Source organism: Saccharothrix sp. AJ9571 (assembly GCF_021725495.1).
GTDB classification, from domain to species: domain Bacteria; phylum Actinomycetota; class Actinomycetes; order Mycobacteriales; family Pseudonocardiaceae; genus Amycolatopsis; species Amycolatopsis magusensis.
The window spans coordinates 8,414,342-8,434,123 of sequence record NZ_CP091382.1; the positions used below are offsets into that span (position 1 = coordinate 8,414,342).

General features: G+C 70.5%; 20 protein-coding genes. 9 read left to right on the top strand and 11 right to left on the bottom strand.

Annotation, left to right across the window (positions count from 1 at the left end; translation table 11 throughout):
• Positions 1–333: 333 nt before the first annotated feature.
• The 4 genes from L3Q67_RS37995 to L3Q67_RS38010 all read left to right on the top strand — a co-directional run bounded on the left by L3Q67_RS37995 (position 334) and on the right by L3Q67_RS38010 (position 6,033).
• Positions 334–1,692: an MFS transporter gene (locus L3Q67_RS37995; protein ID WP_499186239.1), complete on the top strand. Its 1,359-nt coding sequence runs from the start codon at positions 334–336 to the stop codon at positions 1,690–1,692.
• Positions 1,693–1,834: 142 nt separating this feature from the next.
• Positions 1,835–2,818 (top strand): LysR family transcriptional regulator, encoded by a 984-nt coding sequence (locus L3Q67_RS38000; RefSeq protein ID WP_499186240.1) that lies wholly within the window; start codon positions 1,835–1,837, stop codon positions 2,816–2,818.
• A 78-nt stretch (positions 2,819–2,896) separates the two neighbouring features.
• Positions 2,897–4,336: a S1 family peptidase gene (locus L3Q67_RS38005; protein ID WP_499186241.1), complete on the top strand. Its 1,440-nt coding sequence runs from the start codon at positions 2,897–2,899 to the stop codon at positions 4,334–4,336.
• An 89-nt stretch (positions 4,337–4,425) separates the two neighbouring features.
• The gene (locus tag L3Q67_RS38010; protein ID WP_499186242.1) at positions 4,426–6,033 is read left to right on the top strand and encodes an amidase; all 1,608 of its coding nucleotides are present in this window, start codon (positions 4,426–4,428) and stop codon (positions 6,031–6,033) included.
• Between the two features lie 67 nt (positions 6,034–6,100).
• Here the strand turns inward: L3Q67_RS38010 and L3Q67_RS38015 are convergent, their stop codons facing one another.
• The 5 genes from L3Q67_RS38015 to L3Q67_RS38035 form a co-directional block, all read right to left on the bottom strand.
• Complete coding sequence (locus L3Q67_RS38015) at positions 6,101–6,298, bottom strand: PspC domain-containing protein (protein ID WP_209666274.1); 198 nt, start codon at positions 6,296–6,298, stop codon at positions 6,101–6,103.
• A 556-nt stretch (positions 6,299–6,854) separates the two neighbouring features.
• Positions 6,855–7,322: a nuclear transport factor 2 family protein gene (locus tag L3Q67_RS38020; protein ID WP_499186243.1), complete on the bottom strand. Its 468-nt coding sequence runs from the start codon at positions 7,320–7,322 to the stop codon at positions 6,855–6,857.
• A 66-nt stretch (positions 7,323–7,388) separates the two neighbouring features.
• Complete coding sequence (locus L3Q67_RS38025) at positions 7,389–7,937, bottom strand: TetR/AcrR family transcriptional regulator (RefSeq protein ID WP_499186244.1); 549 nt, start codon at positions 7,935–7,937, stop codon at positions 7,389–7,391.
• 27 nt (positions 7,938–7,964) lie between these two features.
• Positions 7,965–9,062: an acyl-CoA dehydrogenase family protein gene (locus L3Q67_RS38030; RefSeq protein WP_499186245.1), complete on the bottom strand. Its 1,098-nt coding sequence runs from the start codon at positions 9,060–9,062 to the stop codon at positions 7,965–7,967.
• A gap of 20 nt (positions 9,063–9,082) precedes the next feature.
• Positions 9,083–9,883: an oxygenase MpaB family protein gene (locus L3Q67_RS38035; protein ID WP_499186246.1), complete on the bottom strand. Its 801-nt coding sequence runs from the start codon at positions 9,881–9,883 to the stop codon at positions 9,083–9,085.
• Positions 9,884–9,959: 76 nt separating this feature from the next.
• Here L3Q67_RS38035 and L3Q67_RS38040 point away from each other — a divergent pair, with 76 nt between their 5' ends.
• Complete coding sequence (locus tag L3Q67_RS38040) at positions 9,960–10,565, top strand: TetR/AcrR family transcriptional regulator (protein ID WP_499186247.1); 606 nt, start codon at positions 9,960–9,962, stop codon at positions 10,563–10,565.
• 35 nt (positions 10,566–10,600) lie between these two features.
• Complete coding sequence (locus tag L3Q67_RS38045; protein WP_499186248.1) at positions 10,601–11,413, top strand: pentapeptide repeat-containing protein; 813 nt, start codon at positions 10,601–10,603, stop codon at positions 11,411–11,413.
• A 7-nt stretch (positions 11,414–11,420) separates the two neighbouring features.
• On the opposite strand, the gene L3Q67_RS38050 is transcribed toward L3Q67_RS38045, so the two are convergent.
• The 6 genes from L3Q67_RS38050 to L3Q67_RS38075 are packed head-to-tail and all read right to left on the bottom strand — an operon-like array spanning position 11,421 to position 16,144.
• Positions 11,421–11,732, bottom strand: a complete 312-nt coding sequence (locus L3Q67_RS38050; RefSeq protein ID WP_499186249.1) for a hypothetical protein — start codon at positions 11,730–11,732, stop codon at positions 11,421–11,423.
• A gap of 36 nt (positions 11,733–11,768) precedes the next feature.
• Positions 11,769–12,986 carry a phosphotransferase family protein gene (locus L3Q67_RS38055; RefSeq protein WP_499186250.1) on the bottom strand — a complete coding sequence of 406 codons (1,218 nt, stop codon included), beginning with the start codon at positions 12,984–12,986 and terminating at the stop codon, positions 11,769–11,771.
• Between the two features lie 48 nt (positions 12,987–13,034).
• Positions 13,035–13,862 carry a phosphotransferase family protein gene (locus L3Q67_RS38060; RefSeq protein WP_499186251.1) on the bottom strand — a complete coding sequence of 276 codons (828 nt, stop codon included), beginning with the start codon at positions 13,860–13,862 and terminating at the stop codon, positions 13,035–13,037.
• A gap of 37 nt (positions 13,863–13,899) precedes the next feature.
• Positions 13,900–14,877, bottom strand: coding sequence for an ABC-2 transporter permease (locus tag L3Q67_RS38065; RefSeq protein WP_499186252.1), 978 nt, complete (start codon positions 14,875–14,877; stop codon positions 13,900–13,902).
• The gene (locus L3Q67_RS38070) at positions 14,874–15,752 is read right to left on the bottom strand and encodes an ABC transporter ATP-binding protein (RefSeq protein ID WP_499186253.1); all 879 of its coding nucleotides are present in this window, start codon (positions 15,750–15,752) and stop codon (positions 14,874–14,876) included. Before L3Q67_RS38070 ends, L3Q67_RS38065 begins: the two co-directional genes overlap by 4 nt.
• A complete protein-coding gene (locus L3Q67_RS38075) occupies positions 15,749–16,144 on the bottom strand; it encodes a GntR family transcriptional regulator (RefSeq protein ID WP_499191744.1) in 396 nt (131 codons plus the stop codon). The genes L3Q67_RS38070 and L3Q67_RS38075 overlap by 4 nt, the downstream gene beginning before the upstream one ends.
• A gap of 369 nt (positions 16,145–16,513) precedes the next feature.
• On the opposite strand from L3Q67_RS38075, the gene L3Q67_RS38080 reads away from it, so the two are divergent.
• The 3 genes from L3Q67_RS38080 to L3Q67_RS38090 all read left to right on the top strand — a co-directional run bounded on the left by L3Q67_RS38080 (position 16,514) and on the right by L3Q67_RS38090 (position 19,685).
• The gene (locus L3Q67_RS38080; RefSeq protein ID WP_499186254.1) at positions 16,514–17,329 is read left to right on the top strand and encodes a L,D-transpeptidase family protein; all 816 of its coding nucleotides are present in this window, start codon (positions 16,514–16,516) and stop codon (positions 17,327–17,329) included.
• 91 nt (positions 17,330–17,420) lie between these two features.
• Positions 17,421–18,116: a choice-of-anchor P family protein gene (locus L3Q67_RS38085; RefSeq protein WP_499186255.1), complete on the top strand. Its 696-nt coding sequence runs from the start codon at positions 17,421–17,423 to the stop codon at positions 18,114–18,116.
• A 99-nt stretch (positions 18,117–18,215) separates the two neighbouring features.
• Positions 18,216–19,685, top strand: a complete 1,470-nt coding sequence (locus tag L3Q67_RS38090) for an alkaline phosphatase family protein (RefSeq protein ID WP_499186256.1) — start codon at positions 18,216–18,218, stop codon at positions 19,683–19,685.
• Positions 19,686–19,782 lie beyond the last annotated feature (97 nt).

Here is a 19,782-nt window from a genome sequence, read left to right on the forward strand (position 1 = left end):
CGCACCGCGTGATTTTCGTTGCGCCGCAGTACTTCACCTGGAATTCCATTGTGGACAGTCCGGAGCGGACTGCCGGAATTCCGCACGGTGCAAAGCGGATTATCGGCGCGTGAACTTGACAAGAACCCCTCGTTTGGCCAGGGTCCTTCCCCGACGCCATAGGCACGAGGGGACGGGGAGGAAGATCGGCCAGCGAAATCGCTGGTGAGGTGCTTGAATCGACGAGCCGTACCACACACGCGAGGGCGCGGTGAACGGCCATGAACAGCGTTCGACCGGTATCGGGGGCCGAACGACCAGCTGCACTGCTTTCCAGATTTCGGAGGATCATTCATGGTCAGCCAGCACGACGGGACCGCCGGCCCGGGGGTGGAACCGGATAAGAAAACGCTCCGGAAGGCGATCGCCGCCTCCGCGATCGGCAACGCCACGGAGTGGTTCGACTACGGTGTCTACGCCTACACGGCGAGTTACATCGCCGACGCCTTCTTCCCCAGCGAGGACAAGGCCGCTTCGACGCTCGGCGCCCTGCTCGTCTTCGCCATCTCGTTCCTGGTCCGCCCGCTGGGCGGCCTGGTGTGGGGCCCGCTGGGCGACCGCATCGGCCGCCAGCGCGTGCTCGCCACCACCATCCTGCTGATGGCGGGCGCCACCTTCTGCGTCGGCCTCCTGCCCGGGTACGCCACGCTCGGCATCTTCGCGCCGATCCTGCTGATCGTGCTCCGCATGGTCCAGGGCTTCTCCACCGGCGGCGAGTACGGCGGCGCGGCCACCTTCATGGCCGAGTACGCCCCCGACAAGAAGCGCGGCAAGTACGGCAGCTTCCTCGAGTTCGGCACGCTGGCCGGGTTCACCCTCGGTGCCCTGCTGGTGCTGATCTTCCAGAAGACGCTCAGCGCCGAGGCGATGGGCGACTGGGGCTGGCGCCTGCCGTTCCTGATCGCCGCGCCGCTCGGGCTGGTCGGGCTCTACCTGCGGAGCAAGCTGGAGGACACGCCGGTCTTCCGCGAGCTGGAGCGCAAGGGCGAGACCGCGCAGAAGACCTCGACCCAGCTGCGCGAGCTCGGTGCCTACTGGAAGCCGCTGTTGCTGCTGGTCGGGCTGGTGGTCACGCTCAACGTGGTGAACTACACCCTGCTGGCCTACATGCCGACCTACCTGGAAGGCCAGATCAAGCTGTCCGCGGACGACTCGCTGACGCTGATCATCATCGGCCAGCTGGCGATGATGGTGCTGCTGCCGTTCTCCGGCGCGCTGTCCGACCGGGTCGGCCGCAAGACGCTGTGGTGGGTCTCGATCATCGGCTTGTTCGTGCTCGCCATCCCGTTGTTCAAGCTGATGGGCACCGGCTTCGGCGCGGCGATCCTGGCCTTCGCCATCCTCGGCCTGCTCTACGTCCCGCAGCTGAGCACGATTTCGGCGATGTTCCCGGCGATGTTCCCGACGCACGTGCGCTACGCCGGGTTCGCCATCGCCTACAACGTCTCCACCGCGTTGTTCGGCGGGACCGCGCCGGCGGTCAACGATGCGCTGATCGGCGCCACCGGGGACAACATCTTCCCGGCGTACTACATGATGGCGGCCTGCGTGGTCGGCGGCATCGCGCTCATCTTCGTCCCGGAGACGAAGGGCGCTTCGCTGCGCGGCCGGGGCGTGCCGGGCGTCGACACCCTGCAGGAACCGGTCAAGTAGGACTCTCCGGCGCCGCACGCCCGTCGCGCTCCGGCACGGCGGGCGTGCGGCGTTGCTCCATCCGGCCTACGTAGCCCGCGCCCATCAGAGTGCAGTAGTCCCAGGGCTGTCGCGGCCCGCTCCTGGCACCTAACGTTGGCGTATGGAGCTGGAGCTGCGCCATTTCCGGATCATCTGCACCGTCGCCGAAGCCGGGAGCATCACCAAGGCCGCCTCGGCGCTCGGGCTGGCGCAGCCCGCGCTCACCGCGCAACTCCACCGCATCGAACGCACCCTCGGCGGGCCGCTGTTCGACCGCGACCGCCGTGGCGTGCGGCCCACCCCGCTCGGCGAGCTGGTCCTCTCCCGCGCCCGGCTGCTGCTGCCCGCGGTGTCCACGCTGAAAGAAGAGGCGGCGCGGCTGACCAACGCCACCGAGCCCGGCGACACCCCGGCGCGACTCCGGCTCGGCTCCGCCAACGGGCACGTGCTCGGCGGGCTGGTGCACCAGCTCAACTCCAGTCTTCCCGGCCTCCGCATCACCACGCACGTCTCGTGGTCGGCCGACGAACTCGCCGCGATGGTCGCCGAGGGCCGCCTCGACTTCACCCTGGCCGGGGTCTGCGGGGACGCCCCTCCCCCGGTCCAGCCCGGGCTCGTCTGGCGGACACTGGCCACCGACCCGGTGTTCGTGCTGCTGTCCGAGGACCACCCGCTCGCCGCCGCCCCGGCCGTCGACCTGGCGGACCTGGCCGAGGCGAACTGGGGGGCCACCCCGGGCGACGGCTGCTTCGGCGACTGCTTCGCCGCCGCCTGCGCCCGCGCCGGTTTCGCCCCGCGCTCCCTCTACGAGACCGACGTGAACAGCTGCATCGACCTGGTGGAATCCGGGGACGCGGTGGCGTTGTGCCAGCCGATGTTCCGCCGGATGCCGGGCGTGCGCGCGGTGCCGATCGCCGGCAACCCCCTGCGGTGGCGCAACCTGCTCGGCTGGCACCCCGATGGCGCGGCCGCGGCCTTCGCCGGGCGGCTGCTGGAACTGGCCAGGACCGCCTACCGCGACGTGACCGCGCGCAGCCCGCGGTATTCGGCCTTCCTGCGCGAGCACCCCGAGTTCGGCGTGCCGGGTCCGACGCCGGTGGTATGACGCAAACGGTATCTCCCGCCGTGTGGAAGGCGAGGTTAACGTCGCTTAACCCCACCCCTCCACCGCTAGGAGCCCAGCATGGCCAGACGCCTGGTCGCCCTGCTCGGAGCCGCCGCCGCGGCCACCAGCGTGCTCACCGCGATGACGGTCACCGCCGCCGTCGCGGGCACTTCGGACGAACTGTTCGGCGCGATGCAGCGAGACCTCGGCATCAGCGCCACCGAAGCCGCCTCCCGGCTGTCCGATGAGGACCGTGCCGCGAAGACCGACCGCCTGCTGCGCAAGAAGCTCTCCCAGGGCTACGGTGGCTCCTGGTACGACCCCGGCAAGGAGAAGCTGGTCGTCGCGGTGACCGGCGAGGCCGCCGCGCGCACGGCCCGCGCCGATGGCGCCGAAGCCGTGGTGGTCAGCCGCACCGAAGCCCAGCTGGACGCCCTGAAGTCCAAGTTGGACAGTCGCAGCGCGACCAGCCCGCGCACGGTGGCCGGGTGGTACGTGGACGTCTCCAGCAACCGGATCGTCGTGCTCTCCCGCGGTGAAGCCCTCGGTGCCGCGCACTCGTTCGTCGCGGACAGCGGTGTCCCCGCGGACGCGGTCACCGTGGTCGCCTCGGCTGAGTCCCCGCGCCCGCTGATCGACGTGGTCGGCGGCAACGCCTACTACATCGGCAGCGGCACCCGCTGCTCGATCGGCTTCTCGGTGACCGACGGCTTCGTCACCGCCGGGCACTGCGGCAACACCGGCGCGAGCACCAGCCAGCCGACCGGCCAGTTCGCCGGCTCCAGCTTCCCCGGCAACGACTACGCCCACGTGCGCGTCGCCGCGGGCAACACCCCGGTCGGCGCGGTGAACAACTACTCCGGCGGCCGGGTCGCGGTGGCCGGGTCGCAGGACGCCCCGGTGGGCTCGTCGATCTGCCGGTCCGGTTCGACCACCGGCTGGCGCTGCGGCACCATCCAGGCCCGCAACTCCTCGGTCACCTACCCGCAGGGCACGGTCAGCGGGCTGATCCGCACCAACGCCTGCGCCGAGCCCGGCGACTCCGGCGGCTCGGCGATCTCCGGCAGCCAGGCGCAGGGCGTGACCTCCGGCGGCTCCGGCAACTGCAGCTCCGGTGGCACCACCTACTTCCAGCCGGTCAACGAGATCCTGCAGACCTACGGGCTGACGCTGGTCACCGACGGCGGCGGCAACCCGCCCGGCGGCGACTGCGACGACGCCGAGAACACCTACAACGGCAACCTCTCCAGCGGTGCCAACGCCTTCCAGCCCAACGGCGGCTCGTACACCACCACCGTCACCGGTGCCCACCGCGGCTGCCTGGCCGGCCCGTCCGGCACCGACTTCGACCTGTACCTGCAGAAGTGGAACGGCAGCACCTGGGCCGCGGTGTCCAGCGGCACCACGCCCGAGGCGAGCGAGACGGTGACCTACACCGGCACCGCGGGCACCTACCGCTGGCGGGTGCACGCCTACAGCGGCTCCGGCGCCTACACCCTCGGCACCGACGCCCCCTGACCCGCGAGGGGGCACCCCCGAGCAGCCCCCTCGCGTCCCGCCATGGGTGGGGCATTCCGACCGGTGGACGACCAAGGAATGCCCCACTCATGGCCTGTTCCGTTGCTCCTGCTCTTGACGCCCGCGTGGCCGGGCGGGTTGGGTGCGGTGTGCGCTTACTCCGGCTGGTTTCGCTGTCCCTCGTCCTCGCTGTCGGCGTCGCGGTCCCGGCGCCCGCGGCCGCCACGCCGGGGCTCGATCTGGACCGCAGCACGATCCCGCAGTTGCAGCGCCTGATGGACCGCGGCGAGCTCAGCTCGATCGGGCTCACCGGCCGGTACCTCGGCCGCATCGCCACGGTGGACCGCAAGGTGCGTGCGGTGCTGGCGGTCGATCCGACGGCGATCGCGCAAGCCGCTGCCAGTGACCTGCGGCGCCGCACCGGTCACGCCCGCGGCCCGCTCGAAGGCATTCCCGTGTTGTTGAAGGACAACGTCGACACCCGCGGCCTGGACACCACAGCCGGTTCGCGGGCGCTGCGGGGCAAACCCCCGGTCGCGGACGCCACGCTCGTGCGCAAGCTGCGTGCCGCCGGCGCGGTGGTCCTCGGCAAGGCGAACCTGTCCGAATGGGCCAACTACCGGTCGACGAAGTCCACCTCCGGCTGGTCCGGCGTCAGCGGTCAGACGCACAACCCCTATGTTCTGGACCGGAATCCGTGTGGTTCCTCGTCGGGGTCGGGCGCGGCCGTCGCCGCTTCGCTGGCGCAGGTGGCGATCGGCACCGAGACCGACGGCTCGATCGTCTGCCCGGCGGGGGCGAACGGCGTGGTCGGCGCGAAACCATCGCTGGGACTGGTCAGCCGCACCGGCGTGGTGCCGATCTCGGCCGAGCAGGACACCGCGGGCCCGATGGCGCGCAACGTGGTGGACACGGCCATCACCCTGTCCGCGTTGCAGGGCCGCGATCCCGCCGATCCGCCCACCGGCGACTACCCGGCCGACCAGCCCACCGACTACGCGCGCGAGCTGCGCCCGGACGCGCTTGATGGCGCGCGGATCGGCTTGTGGCGGCAGAGCGGTGTCAACGCGGATGTGGACCGTGTCGTCGAGGAAGCCGCGGGCGTCCTGCGCACGCGCGGCGCCGAGGTGGTCGACGTCGAACTGCCGTACCAGGACCAGGTCGGCGCGGCGGAGGGCGCGGCGCTGCTGACCGAGTTCACCCGTGATCTGCCTGCATACCTCCGGACACGGCCGGGTGTGCCGCAGAGCATCGCCGAACTGGTCGAGTTCAACCGGCGGGATCCGGTGGAGCTGAGCAAGTTCGGGCAGGAACTGTTCGAGCAGGCGCTGACCGCGCCCGGAACCGACGATCCCGGCTACCGCGAACAACGCCAGACGGCGACCTCGCTGGCACGCAAGTCCATCGACGAAACCCTGGCGGCTCACGATCTCGACGCCATCGTGTCGCCCACCAACAGCCCAGCGTGGAAGACCGCGTACGGCGAGGGTGACGCCTTCGAACTGGGCTCGTCGACCCCGGCCGCGGTCGCCGGTTACCCGAACGTCAGCGTGCCCGCCGGATACGCCGGTGACCTGCCGATCGGCGTCTCCCTCTTCGCCGGCCGCTGGGCGGACGCCGACGTCCTCTCGCTGGCCGCCGCCTTCGAAGACGCAGCACCAGTCCGGCGGGCGCCAAAGTACCTGCCGGCCGGCTAGCCGGATCCGGCACCTGGCGCGGGGTCTGCCCCTCCCGTCGCCAGGTGACCGGCCGAGCCGCTGACCCTCAGTAGTTGCTCTTGGGCATCATCAGCCAGAGGGCGAGGTAGATCAGGAACTGCGGGCCGGGCAGGACGCAGGAGACCACGAACAGGATCCGCACGGTGCGGGGCTTCCAGCCCATCTTGCGGGCGATCCCCGCACAGACGCCGGCGATCACCTTGTTGTCCCTCGACCTGGTCAGTGTCCTCGTCGGTGTTGTCATACCTCCACCATGCGGCCTCGGCGCCGGGTTCGCATCGGTGAGACCCCGGAGATTCCCCCGATTCCCCCACCTCACCCCATGAGCACTGGTCTCCTTGGCCCCTCGTCAGCTCGATCCCCCAGTTCAGTCCAAACACCCAACCCCACGTCCAAGCACCCGAGTCCCACGTTCAGGCAGCCGAACCCCACATTCAGGCGCCCGAACCCCACGTCCAGGCAGCTGAACCCCACGTTCGGGCAGCTGAACCCCACGTTCAGGCACTCGAGTTCCACGTCGGGCAGCCGAACTCAGCGCTCGCAGACGTGGGTTCCACGTTGGCGGCCGCGAGTCCGGCTGCTTCGAGCGTGGGATTCGGGTGCGCGAGTGCGGGACTCGCGTGCCTGAACGTGGGGTTCGGGTGCACGAGCGTGGGGTTCGCGTGCCTGAACGTGGGACTCGGGTGCACGAGCGTGGGGTTCGCGTGCCTGAACGTGGGACTCGGGTGCACGAGTGTGGAACTCGCGTGTCCGAAGGTGGGGGTCGGGTGCTCGAGTGTGGGGGTCGGGTGTGGGGTGGGTTAGAGGGCGAGGGTGGTTAGGGAGGGGTGGGTGGTGGGGCGGGGGCCGGGGGGCCAGTGGAGTTTGCGGGCGGAGGCGGGGATGGGGAGGGTGTTGATGGAGGCGTGGCGGGTGCGCATGAGGCCGTGTTCGTTGAACTCCCAGTTTTCGTTGCCGTAGTTGCGCGTCCAGTTGCCGGCGTCGTCGTGGCATTCGTAGGCGAAGCGGACGGCGATGCGGTTGTCCCCGAAGGCCCAGAGTTCCTTGATCAGGCGGTAGTCGAGTTCCACGGCCCATTTGCGGCGGAGCAGGGCGACGACTTCGGCGCGGCCGTTGGCGAATTCGGCACGGTTCCGCCAGCGGGTGTCGGTGGTGTAGGCGAGCGCGACCTTCTCCGGGTCGCGGGTGTTCCAGGCGTCCTCCGCCAGCCGGACCTTGTGGATCGCCGACTCCAGGGTGAACGGCGGCAGCGGCGGGCGATCGGCCATGACTCCTCCAGCGATCCGGAGAACGCACGTTCTCCACGGGAAACAACCCTAGGAGAACGCAGGTTCTCAGCGCAAGAGCAAGAGCGTCTCCGCGGCCCGCCGCGCATCGGCGGCGGGCTCGGGGCCCGGGTCCATCCCGGCCACCACCATCGCGCCCTCGGCCAGCAGCACCAGTTGCGCGGCCAACGCGGCTGAGCCACCCGCCGAGGCCACGACTCCCTCCACATAGGCCCGGAAACGCCGCTTGTGCTGCCGCGAGATTTCCGCGATCCGCGCCGAAGTCGTGCCGAGCTCCCCATAGGAATTGACGAACGCACACCCGCGGAAATCAGGTTCGGCGAACCAGACCGCCAGCCAGTCGAACACCGCGAGCGGGCGATCCACCTCGGGAACCGCGGACACGAAAGCCGAAAGCCGCGCGTGCCAGCGCTCGTCCCGCCGGGTCAGGTAGGCCTCGACCAGATCGTCCTTCGACGCGAACAACCGGTACAGCCGTTTCAGCGACACCCCGGACCGCGACCGCACGGCGTCCATGCCGACCGCCTGGATCCCGCGCCCGTAGAACAGTTCTTCGGCGGCATCGAGGACCAGCCCGGCCGCGACCTCGTCTTCCACAACAGCGCAGGCTACACCGGCGCGCGCTCACAGCCCGTAGGTCTTGCCGATGATGTCGCGCTGGATCTCGCTGGTGCCGCCGTACACAGTGGACACGACCGCCGACCGCAGCAGCGCCTCCATGCCGTATTCGGTGGCGTAGCCGTACCCGCCGAGCATCTGCATGCCGTCCAGCGCCATCGCCTTGGCGAATTCGGTGGCCTTCAGCTTGGCCATGGACGCCTCACGCGGCAGGCTGGTGTCCGGGTTCTCCTCGATCTTGCGCGCCACGTCGTGCACCAGCAGCCGCGTGCACTCCAGTTCCGTGGCGTGGTCGGCGAGCCGGTGCCGCAGCGCCTGGAAGCTGCCGATCGGCTTGCCGAACTGACGGCGTTCGCGCACGTAGTTCAGCGCGTCCTCGAACGCCCGCCGAGCGGTCCCGAGCATCACCGCGGCCAGGATCATCCGCTCCAGGTTCAGCCCGGTCATCAACTGGCGCCAGCCGTGGTCCACGCGCCCGACCACGGCGTCGGCGGGCAGTACGCAGTCGGTGAAGTAGAGGTCGTTGACCTCCTTGCCGCCCATGGTGTCGATGCCGTGCACGGCCAGTCCGTCGATGCCGGCGGGCACGGAGAACATGGTCATGCCCTCGTGCTTGCCCTGCCCAGGCGAGGTGCGGGCGACCAGCAGGATGTGGTCGGCGTAGTGCGCGTTCGAGCACCAGGTCTTCTGGCCGTTGATCACCCAGCTGTCCCCGCGGCGCTCGGCCCGGCAGCTCAGCGCGCCGACGTCGGAACCGGCCTCCGGCTCGGACATCGAGATCGCCAGCACCGAGCCGCCCACGACCGCGGGCAGGATCTCCCGCTTCTGCTGTTCCGAGCCGAACTTCTCGTACGCGGCGGCGGCGATGATCGTGGTGGCGAACCCGCCGATCGGGGCTCGCCAGAACGCGGTTTCCTCCAGGAAGAGCACCAGGTCGGACATGCCGCGGCCGCTCCCGCCGTACTCCTCCGGCAACGACAGGCCGAGCCAGCCGAGATCGGCGAGCTTGCCGTACAGCTCGTCGCTGTGCGGGCCCTGCTTGCGGTCCACCTCGCGGCGGCAGAACTCACCGATCGCCTGGACGAAGTCTTCCTGGTCGGTCATCGGGCACCTTTCGGGGTTGATCAGACGAGCGGACGGCCGGCGGCGAGGCGACGGCGGAGGTCCCAGAGGCAGAGGTTGTACGGGAACCGGCGCAGCGGTTCCGGTGAAAAGCGGACCACCACGGCGAACGCGCGCATCAGCGCGTCGAACCGGCGCTGGTCGCGGGCGGTCCACGGCAACCGCATCTCCTCGCGGAAGCGCCGCGGGAGGAAGCCCGTGGTGACGAACCGGTGGTACGGCGCGAACACGCGCGCGAACCGGGGCAGGAAGCGCAGTTCGACCAGGTCGGTCAGGTAGGCGCGGATCCGGTCGTCGATGTCTACCCGGTCGAGGGACTTTTCCCAGTATTCGGTGAACGCGGCCCGGTCGGCGGGCCAGCTCTCCTGCCGCACCTGGAGCGTGGTGCCGAAGGTGGCGGCACCGCGGTACAGCTCGTCGGCGGCCTCGTCGTCCAGCGGCCCGCCGAACACCGTGTACGTGTCCTCGAAGCCCTTGTACAGGCAGGCCGCCACCCACAGCTGCAGGTCTTCGTCGAAGGCGTTGTACCGCACCGGGCTCGATTCGGTGGACCGCACCTGCGCGTGCGACCGGTTCACCCCGCGCCGGTAGGCACGCCGTTCCTCGTCGGTGCCGAGCGTGGCCACGGCGAGGTAGGTCAGCGTGGTCCGGGTGCGCTTGACCGGGTGCTTAAACACGTTCCCGCTGTGCACCCGGCTCTCGGCCACGCCGTAGCCGACGCCGGGCCTGCCGAGCTGCATGATCACGTTCGCGGTGCCCGCCATCAGGCCCGCACCGAGCACGGCGTCCGCCAGTTCGGGCATGATCGGCTCCAATTCTGCTCACGTCCGTTCGCAGATATCAGACCGCCTGGCGCCGGAACCTGTCAAGATGGGGGCCATGGAGAGTTCGTCCTTGCGCGTCTACGGCGGGGTGGCCGGTGGCGACCGCCGGGCCGAACGCCGCGCGCAGTTCGTCGCGGCGGGGCTCGACCTGCTCGGCACCGAAGGGGCGCTCACCGTGCGCGGCGCCTGCAAGGCCGCCGGGCTCGCGGCCAGGTACTTCTACGAGAGCTTCGCCGACCGGGACGCGCTGGCCGCGGCGGTGTTCGACCACGTCGTCGGCGAGATCGCCGAGACCACGCTCGCGGCGGTCCAGGCCGCCCCCGCCGAGGCCCACCCCAAGGTGCGGGCGGGGCTGGCCAACATCGTGCGGCTGGTCGCGGAGGATCCCCGCCGGGGCCGCCTGCTGTTCTCCCCGAAGCTCAACCTGCCGGTGCTCGCCGAACGGCGGGCGGCGTCGGCACGCATGTTCGCCGGCCTGCTCGGTGCGCAGGTGCGCGAGTTCTACGGCGCCAGCAAGGACGCGACACTGGCGCTGGACACCGAATTCCTGGTCGGCGGCCTGAACCAGACCCTGACCGCGTGGCTGGACGGCGACCTGGACTTCACCGAGGAGCAGGTGGTCGACCGCTGCACCCGGATCTTCGTCACGCTCAGCGGGTAAACTCGGCGGGACGTCCCCGGAAGCTGGAGCCTGTTTTGCCCGATCTCGACCGCGGCAGCCTGCGTGCCGACTGCGCGCGCTGCTTCGCCCTGTGCTGCGTGGCACCGGCCTTCGCGAAATCCGCCGATTTCGCCATGGACAAGCCCGCCGGCCGGGCGTGCGTGAACCTGCGCGAAGACTTCCGCTGCGGCGTCCACACCGAACTGCGCCCGCGCGGCATGCCCGGGTGCACGGTCTACGACTGCTTCGGTGCCGGGCAGAAGGTCTCGCAGATCACCTTCGGCGGCCGAGACTGGCGCCGGGCACCGGAGACCGCGAAGCTGATGTTCGAGGTCTTCCCGGTCATGCGGCACCTGCACGAACTGCTGTACTACCTGACCGAAGCGCTCGACCTGCCCCAGGCACATTCGGTCCACAAAGGATTGAGCGAGCTCCGCGAGCGGATCGACCTGCGCACCAAGGAAGATCCGGCCGAACTGCGGGAGATGGATGTCGACGGCCTGCGCGGAGAAGCGAACGCGTTGCTGCTGCGGGCCAGCGAACTCGCCCGCGCTTCGGTGAAGGGCAAGAAGAAGAACCACCGTGGCGCGGATCTCATCGGCGCCAGGCTGAAGAACGCGAACCTCACGGGCGCGAACCTTCGCGGCGCCTACCTGATCGCCGCCGATCTGCGGAGTGCGGACCTGCGGCTGGCGGACGTGATCGGCGCCGACTTCCGTGACGCGGACGTGCGTGGCGCCGATCTCACCGAGAGCATCTTTCTCATCCAGTCCCAGTTGGACGCCGCCAAGGGCGACGGCAGCACGAAGCTGCCGCCGTCCCTGGCCCGGCCCGCGCACTGGGGTTGATCCCGGATCAGTGGGGGCTGTCGGCCGTGTTCGCGGTGTCGTCGCCCTGGTCGGCCGCGCCCGGCTGCGCCGGAGCCGCGTCGTCCGGCGAGTCCGCGGCGGAATCGGCCGAGTCGACCGGCGAAGCCGCGGGCGAGTCGGCGGATTCCGGCGACTGGTCCACCGCCGCCGGGGGCGCCGGGGGCGCGTCGACCTGCTGCACCACGGGTGCTTGCTGCGGGTCGTTGAGCGTCGGGCCGCCGTCGGCGGTGGCCACCGCCGTGCCGAACCCGGCGAGCGCGATGGTCGCTCCGGCGATGAGCCACGGTCGCTTGTTCATCTCTGACTTCCTTTCCTCGCTGACAAGATCCAGTTTTCAGGCCGAAGATGAAATGGCCACCCCATTGCGGGTGAAGGACTTTTCATCCAGGAGCCGTTCGGCGAGCGCGAGGCGCCGCCCGGTCTGGTGCCGCCAGTCGGGTTCCTGCACGCGGTGCGGTCCGGTGGCCAGCGACAACACCACCGCCGCCGCACGCAGAGCCAGCACCTCGGGGTCGAGGTCCGCGGTGAACCGTTCCTCCAGAGTCGCACCCACGTCCAAAATGGACTTTTCACGGAGTGGCCGGAGCTGGGCCAGCACGGCGAGGTGACCGAGCAGGCAACCGGCGTCGTCGAGCCGTTCGCCGCGCCCGGCCCCGTCGATGTCGAGCAGGCCGGTCACCCGGCCGTCGCGCACCATCAACTGGTTCTCGTACAGGTCACCGTGCACCGGCACGTCCGGCCCCTGTGGACGGTCGTGACCGACCGCGCGAGCCACCGCCCTGGCCCGTCCGGCGAATTCCGGTGCCGCGGCGGCGATCACTTCGGCGTAGTGACCGGCTTTCTGCCCCCAGGTGCGGCGTCGGGGCCCTGTCGCCAGTTCCGGCGGAAGACTGTCCAATGCCGACACCACACTCTCGGCGTCCAGGGTCACCACGTCCTCTGAAAGCAGTTCCTGGCGCAGCGTCCGGCCGGACAGCCCGGCCAGCAGCACCAGTCCGCCGTCGGTCCAGCCCAGTGACTGCGGAACCGCGGCCGAGGCCGCCAGACGGTGGCGTTCGTGCAGGTCACGGGCCCGGGATGGCCGCACCACCTTCACGAACACGCGCCGCCGGTCGGGCGTGGTCACCTCGATCACCGCACGACGCCGTGGCCGGTACGACCGCACGCGCAGGTGGACCTCGCCATCGCAGCGGAGTCCGGCGTTCTCGACCAGGCGCCGCATGCCCACGGGGTCGAAGGCGGTGCGCAACGCGGGCAGTTCCGGATCGAACGGGAACCGCCAGACGCCGATGTCGGTGACCCCGTCGCTCAACCGGACCACGCCCTCGGGCAGCGGCCCGGAACACGCGCCGAAGGTCTCGCCGGTCTCGGTTCCGTCGCCCCACCGCACGCGGGCGGTGTAGCCGACGGTGGTCCGGCCACGCGGCTGGTGGTCGACCTGCGTGGCGGCCCAGTCCAGCAGGGTCCCGCCCGCCTGGCCGACCACCGCGGTCAGCAGTTCACCCGCCGGTTCCCCGGTGAGCAGGCTCAGCTCGGTTCTCACCCGTTCCACCGTCCTGACCTCGCATGACGGCCTGGTGAGCGGCAGATGAGAGAACCTTCATGCCCCCGCGGACGCCTCCAGGGCCTCCAGGAGCGCGTAGCCCTGCTGCGCGAACTTCGGCAGGTCCCGCGCGAGCGCGTAGACCAGCACACCGGTCGCGGTGTGCAGGCGGACCAGCGACATCGCCTCCGGCCACGGGTACACCGGCTCGGCGTGCCGGTGGTACCCGCGCAGGAAGGAGTCGCGGACGGCCGGTTCGGACAGCGGGAAGTCCGTCAGCTCACCGAAGTCGAGCAGCGGGTGGCCGTAACCGGCGTCCTCCCAGTCGAACCACCAGATCCGGCCGTCGGCGTCCACACCGAAGTTCTTCCAGTGCACGTCTCCGTGCAGCAGCACCGGTTCCCCGGTCAGCTCGACGCCGTCGAACCGGTCGCGCACCTTCCGCACCCGGTCGGCGGCCTCGCCGTCGATCCGGTCCAGCACGGCCAGCCGGTGCTCGATCTCGGTGCGCAGCTCCAGGCGGTCCAGCCGGTCGTCCGATCCCATGCCCGCTGTCGCCCGGTGCAGGTGGCCGAGCATCTCCCCCGCCGTCTCGACCGCCGCCGGGGTCGGTTCGAACGGGGCCAGGTCGATCCACTCGTAGGACAGCCACCAGCGGTCCGGGCCCAGCTCGCCGTGCCCGAGCAGCCGCGGGGTGCGCCGCACCAGTTCCTCGGCGAGCGGCGCGGCCTGGACGGCGTGCCGGTGGCACTCCGGATTGTCGAGGACCTTGATGAAGATCCCGTCGGCGCGGTAGTGCAGGTTGTGGAACTCCCCGGCCCGGGGGCAGGCGGTGACCGGCATGCCGAGCGCGCGTTCCAGCTCCCGCTGGTCGGAAGACGACATGCGCTCACCAAACCACGCCCGCCGCCGGGCCGCAGTGCTAACCCCGGGCCGCCCGCCGGATCACCCGCCAGGTCACCACGAACAGCGACGCCGCCAGCGCGGCGAAGACGCCGAACTCGATGAGCTGGAACACCGGTATCCGGCCGGCCGGCTGGTAGTCGTAGAAGACACCCACGATCCCCTGTCCCCGCAGGCACTCCTCACGCCCGCCCGGAACGCCGACGCCGGAGATCAGGTTCTGGCACGCGGGCGGGAACTCGACCTGCGTCCCGCCGGCGTTCTGGTAACCCGCGTCGAGCGAGATGTCGTGCTCGGCGACCGGCCGGCCGGACTGGCCGATCGGCTGGAACACGCGCTCGGGCGTCAGGTAGTACGGGCGAGCCGGGATCAACGCGAACCGGACCACCGCGAAGATCCCCAGTGTCAGCGCCATGGACAGCACCGTGCGGCGGGTGATCGCGCTCAACGCCAGCCCGAGCGCGAAGCCGAACCCCGCGAAACCCACCTGGAGCAGTGGCGAGGCCTCGAAGACCGCCGCGTCGAACTGCCGGAAACTGTCGTCGTGGTGGTAGTAGTCGGCCACCACCTTCCCGGCGAACCCGACCGCACCGGCCAGCACCAGCGCCATCGGCAGCAACAGCGCGACCTTGCCGGTGAGCCAGCGCACCGGGGACACGTCCTGGCTCCACGCGAGCAGGTTCGTCCGCCGCTCGTACTCCGCGGAAACCAGGGGTGCCGCCCAGAACACCGCGATGAACACGCCGAACCCCTGCTCGGCCAGCAGCACCCACCGCGCCGGTGTGGTCAGCGCGTCGAAGCCGAGGAGGGAGACCACCGGATCCTGCCTGGACGCGAGCAGCCCGGTCATCGACAGGGCCAGCGCGATCCCCGCCAGGGTCAGCAGGATCGAGGTGAGCAGCAGCGCGCGGTGCTGCCGCCAGGTCACCCAGAGCAGGTCCGGCCAGCCGATTCGGCTCCGCGTCCGCGGCGCGGCGCTTTCGATGATCACGCTCATCCCCGTTCCCCTCGCCGCGCCAGTCGCGCCAGCACCAGTTCTTCGACGTTGACCGGCCGCGAGGTCCACGGCTCGGCGATCCCGCGCGGCACCCCGCCGGCGGGCAGTTCGACCAGGAAGCTCGACTGCCGTTCCTGGTGGTTGGCCTCGATCACGGTCCCGGCCACCGGTGGCGCCTCCGCCCGCGGCCCGGTGCAGCGGACGTGCCCGGCGAGCAGGTCGTCGAGCTCGCCTGCCAGCACCAGCTGCCCGTGGTCGAGCAGCAGCAGGTGATCGGCCACCCCGCTGAGCTCGCCGACCACGTGCGTGGACAGCACCACGGTCATCCCGGTTTCCTGGGCTTCGACCAGCAGGTCGGCCATCACCTCGCGGCGGACCAGCGGGTCGAGCTCGGCCAGCGGCTCGTCGAGCAGCAGCACGTCCGGGCGCGAACCCAGTGCCACCGCGAAGGCGACCTGCGTGCGCTGCCCGCCGGACAACCTGCCGCCGGGCCGGTCCAGCGGCACCCGGAAGCGGTCGAGCCAGCCCCGCGCCTTGTCCTGGTCCCAGACCAGGTTCAGCCGGGCGCCGACGCCGAGCATGTCCAGCGCGGTCAGGTGCCGGTACACCGGTTTGTCCTGGGCGACGAACGCGATCCGGCCCGCGACCGCCACCTCTCCGTCGTCCCCGGCCAGCAGGCCGGCGAGCACGGTGAGCAGCGTCGTCTTGCCCGCCCCGTTCGCGCCGACGAGCGCGGCCACCTCGCCCGCGGGCAGGTTGAACGAGCAGCTCCGCAGCGCCTCGTTCACCCCTCGCCGCGGCAACGGGCCGCGGAAGCTCTTCGCCAGCCGGTCCACGCTGATCGCGGTACCCGGCCGGTCCACCACGGCGGTCATGCGCCCTCCACTCGGTTCGTCTCGCCCGCGAGCACCGCTCGCATCAACGCGTCCACGTCCTCGTCCTCCAAACCGGCCGCGCGGGCCGCTGTCACCCATTCGGTGAGGCGGTCGCGCAGGCCCGCCATCACCGCGGCGTCGACCGAACCGAGCGAGGCGCGGACGAAGGTCCCCGACCCCTGACGGGCTTCGACCAGCCCCGCGTGCTCCAGTTCGCGATACGCCTTGAGCACGGTGTTGGCGTTGACGCCACTGCTGGCGACCACGTCCCGCACCGTCGGCAAGCGGTCCCCCGGCCGCAGCCAGCCGAGCCGCAGCGCCTCCCTGACCTGCCGGACCAGCTGCAGGTACGCGGGGAGGCCGAGCGCCCGGTCCACCCGGAACTCGATCACGGCCACCTCCAGATTGTTCTACTCAACTAAGACACTAGATGACCGTAGCACTTCGGTGGCACCCGCCCGCCCGGGGGCGGCCGACCGGCGGCCACTCCGCGTGATCGGACCCGCCGGGCAATTTCCGTGTGCTCTCCGGAATGGACGCACGGGCCGACACTCAGAGTGTGTTTCCCGGCACGTTACGGAAATAGGAATTCCGCCCCGAAAGGATGAATTCGACGACCTGGGAAAACGCCGGTAAACCGCAGGCCGGAGCGGTTGCCCGAAAATCGGCGGCCATTGATCGGTACCGGGTGCCGGTGTTAGCAATGGCCGTCCCGGATCCGCCACCCCGATGCGGATGACTCTGCGCAAGGACAGACCCTGATGACCGAATTGCCGACCACCTGCGGCCGAGCGCGTCTTCGTGCGGTTTTCGCGTTCGCCGCACTGGTGCTGGTGCTGCCGCTCTCGGGCTGCGGCAGTGCCGACGGTGGCGGGGCCGCCGCCCCTGCGGTCCCGCCACCGCCCTCCCCCGAAGTGCTCGCCGCACTGCCCGAGGCCACCACCTTCGGCGAACTCGCCACCGCGCCCGCCGACCCGTCCCCCACCATCCCCACCGGCGGCGAAGTGCTGCACCCCAAGGCCGACGCGGTGATCTACCGCGCACCCGGCGCGGAACCGATCGCCCGGCTTCCGGTGACCCAGGTGGGCTCGCCGACCTGGGTGCCGGTGCTCGCCCGGCAGGGCGACTGGGCGCAGGTGCTGCTGCCCACCCGCCCCAACGGCGCCACCGGCTGGCTGCACGCCACCCCGGAAAACGTCGAATCGGCGCAGAACGATTTCCAGGTCGATGTCGACCTCGCCGAATTCCGGCTGGAAATCCTCGAATCCGGCAAGCCGACCGGTTCCTGGAGCATCGGCATCGGGAAACCCGAACACCCCACCCCCACCGGCCGGGCGTTCATCCTCGCTTCCATCGCGGAGAGCGTGAACACCTACAGCCCGATCGTGTTGCCGCTGAGCAGCCATTCCGATTCCCACGAAACCTTCGGCGGCGGCCCCGGCACGGTCGGGCTGCACACCTGGCCGGACGACAGCTTCGTCGGCAAGGCCACCAGCGACGGGTGCCTGCGGGTCACCCGCGAGGCGCTCGACCGCCTCGTGGAACTGCCGCTCGGCACCGTCGTGCTCATCTCCTGAGGTCCACAGCGTTCGTTCCCCACAGCGTTCGTTCCCCACAGCGTTCGTTCCCCACAGCGTTCAACCTGCGTCCAACCTGGAGGTTCTTCCCTTGTCCCCACGCACTACCGGCGTGCTCGCCTGCGCGGTGGCGGCCGGACTGGCCCTCACCGCCTCGCCCGCCTCGGCCACCCAGGCCGAGTCCGCGTACGCGATCGCCGCGTCCGGACTGGCCAAGATCCCCCGCACGCCGTCGATCGCCGGGCCCGGTCAGGAGTCGATCGCCTCGGTGGCGCTGCCGGATTCCGGTCCGTCGCTGGTCAGCGCGAAGGCGCTCAACGCCGAGGTGAAGCCTTCGCACGCCAAGTCCAGCGTCGCCGGCCTCGCCCTCGACCTCGGCGCGCTCCCCGGCGCGGCGGCCCTGCCCGGGCTGAGCGCCGAGGTGGTCAAGGCCGAATGCCGCGAGGGCAAGGGCTCGGTGTCGATCGCGAACCTGAAGGTCGGCGGCAAGGCGGTCGAACTGGGCCAGGTGCCGCCGAACACCACCGTGCCGCTCGCCCCGCTGCTGGAACTGGTGGTGAACAAGCAGGCCAAGAACGACGACGGCACCCTCACCGTGACCGCGGTGTCGGCGAAACTGCTCGGCAAGGCCCAGTCCCTCGACATCGCCTCGGCCACCTGCGCCAAGGCCGGCGCCGGCGGCCCCGAGCCGAGCACGCCCCCCAAACCGGCCGGGGACAAGCCGCAGGCGGGCGGCAAGGCACCGAAACCGACCCCGGTGCCCGCCCACCTCGACGTCACCGGCTGAGCCGGCGCGGGAACGGTCCGGCCGGTGACGGACCGTTCCCGCTCGGTCACCACCCCATCTCGCCGTCACACCGGCGCACGCGCACGCGACTCAGCGGGTGTGAACGCGTCAGTCGACCACGTCATCGTGCTGATGATGGAAAACCGGTCCTTCGACCACCTGCTCGGGTTCCTCGACCACCCCGACCCGGGTTTCGAGTCCGCGGCCGGAGCGCTCTGCCCGATCGATCCCGCGGCACGCCGCTCGGCGCTGGTACCCGCCACCGCGGACGCGACCGCCGCACTCGGCGTCGACCCGGGACACTCGCACGAAGCCGTCCGGCAGCAGATCTACGGCAACACACCCGGCCTGCCCCGGATGCGCGGCTTCATCCAGTCCTATGCGGACACCCTCGGCCGCCCGGCGCCCACCGGCCTGCCCGCGCTGCTCGCAGGGTTCTGGCGCTGGCTCACCGGGGCGCCGGCACCGATCCCGGCCCGCGCCACCGACATCATGCGGTGCCTGCCCGAATCGCAGACCCCGGTCCTGTCCTCTCTGGCCAAGGAATTCGCCGTGCTCACCCGGTGGTTCGCCGCGGTGCCCGGGGAGACCTGGCCGAACCGCAACTTCGCGCACGCGGCGACCTCGGACGGCACGGTCGACATCGAGGCCCGGTTCTACGGCAACCGCACGATCTTCGAACAACTGTCCGAGGCGGACCGGGACTGGGTGGTCTACCACGACGGTATCGCCCAGGTGTGGGCCTTCTGGAAATTGTGGACCGACCAGCGCGACAACTTCCGCGGAATGAGCGCTCTGCTCGAAGACATCGAGCAGGACACGCTGCCCGCCTATTCGTTCGTCGAGCCCGATCACGGTTATGGCCTGGGCCCCGGCAACAGCCAGCACCCGGCGAACAACACCACCGGTGATGCCGGGTTCACCGGCGGCGAAGCGCTGATCGGGCGCATCTACAACGCGCTCGCCGCCCGTCCCGAGGTGTTCGAGAAGACCCTTTTCCTGATCACCTACGACGAGCACGGCGGCTTTTTCGACCACGTACCGCCGCGCCAGCACCTCAGCCCGCTGCCACCGGCGGAGAACGGTTTCGACTTCCGGGTCAGCGGTGTCCGGGTGCCCGCGGTCGCGGTATCCCCGCTCATTCCGAAAGGCACGGTCGACGACACTTTCTACGACCATTCTTCCATTCCGAAGACCGTGCGCAACCGGTTCGCCCCGGATCTCCCGCCACTGACCGTCCGTGACCGCGACGCCAACGATCTGCTGGCTTGCCTGCCGCTGTTGTCCCACCCGCGCACCGACTACCGCCCGGTTCCTCTCCCCGCACGGGTGATGACCGCCGCCGAGGTTCCCGAGACGCTGAACGACTTCGAAGCCAGCCTCCTGCGGCTCGGCGGCGCCGTGAAAGCCCGCCTGGAGCAGCCTTTCAGCACCGAGACCACCGAAGAGCCCGCCTTCCGGCCGGATCCCGAACTGGCTCAGGCCGCTCAGGCCCGGCGCCTGACCCCGGCCGCGGGCGACGCGATCAAGACCGTACTCGGTCACTTCCACGCACCGGCGGATTCCTGAACCGGGTGCAGTTCGCGTTACGACATCCGGATGACCTTCGGTACCCGTGGGTGGAATCCGGGGAGGAATTGGCTCCGCCCCCGAGTCCTTGCTAGGT

What these genes read in the sequence shown, in the direction of transcription:
- L3Q67_RS37995 (WP_499186239.1), top strand. Translation starts at nt 334, where the DNA reads ATGGTCAGCCAGCACGACGGGACCGCCGGCCCGGGGGTGGAACCGGAT.
- L3Q67_RS38000 (WP_499186240.1), top strand. Translation starts at nt 1,835, where the DNA reads ATGGAGCTGGAGCTGCGCCATTTCCGGATCATCTGCACCGTCGCCGAA.
- L3Q67_RS38005 (WP_499186241.1), top strand. Translation starts at nt 2,897, where the DNA reads ATGGCCAGACGCCTGGTCGCCCTGCTCGGAGCCGCCGCCGCGGCCACC.
- L3Q67_RS38010 (WP_499186242.1), top strand. Translation starts at nt 4,426, where the DNA reads ATGGCCTGTTCCGTTGCTCCTGCTCTTGACGCCCGCGTGGCCGGGCGG.
- L3Q67_RS38015 (WP_209666274.1), bottom strand. Translation starts at nt 6,298, where the DNA reads ATGACAACACCGACGAGGACACTGACCAGGTCGAGGGACAACAAGGTG.
- L3Q67_RS38020 (WP_499186243.1), bottom strand. Translation starts at nt 7,322, where the DNA reads ATGGCCGATCGCCCGCCGCTGCCGCCGTTCACCCTGGAGTCGGCGATC.
- L3Q67_RS38030 (WP_499186245.1), bottom strand. Translation starts at nt 9,062, where the DNA reads ATGACCGACCAGGAAGACTTCGTCCAGGCGATCGGTGAGTTCTGCCGC.
- L3Q67_RS38035 (WP_499186246.1), bottom strand. Translation starts at nt 9,883, where the DNA reads ATGCCCGAACTGGCGGACGCCGTGCTCGGTGCGGGCCTGATGGCGGGC.
- L3Q67_RS38040 (WP_499186247.1), top strand. Translation starts at nt 9,960, where the DNA reads ATGGAGAGTTCGTCCTTGCGCGTCTACGGCGGGGTGGCCGGTGGCGAC.
- L3Q67_RS38050 (WP_499186249.1), bottom strand. Translation starts at nt 11,732, where the DNA reads ATGAACAAGCGACCGTGGCTCATCGCCGGAGCGACCATCGCGCTCGCC.
- L3Q67_RS38060 (WP_499186251.1), bottom strand. Translation starts at nt 13,862, where the DNA reads ATGTCGTCTTCCGACCAGCGGGAGCTGGAACGCGCGCTCGGCATGCCG.
- L3Q67_RS38065 (WP_499186252.1), bottom strand. Translation starts at nt 14,877, where the DNA reads ATGAGCGTGATCATCGAAAGCGCCGCGCCGCGGACGCGGAGCCGAATC.
- L3Q67_RS38070 (WP_499186253.1), bottom strand. Translation starts at nt 15,752, where the DNA reads ATGACCGCCGTGGTGGACCGGCCGGGTACCGCGATCAGCGTGGACCGG.
- L3Q67_RS38080 (WP_499186254.1), top strand. Translation starts at nt 16,514, where the DNA reads ATGACCGAATTGCCGACCACCTGCGGCCGAGCGCGTCTTCGTGCGGTT.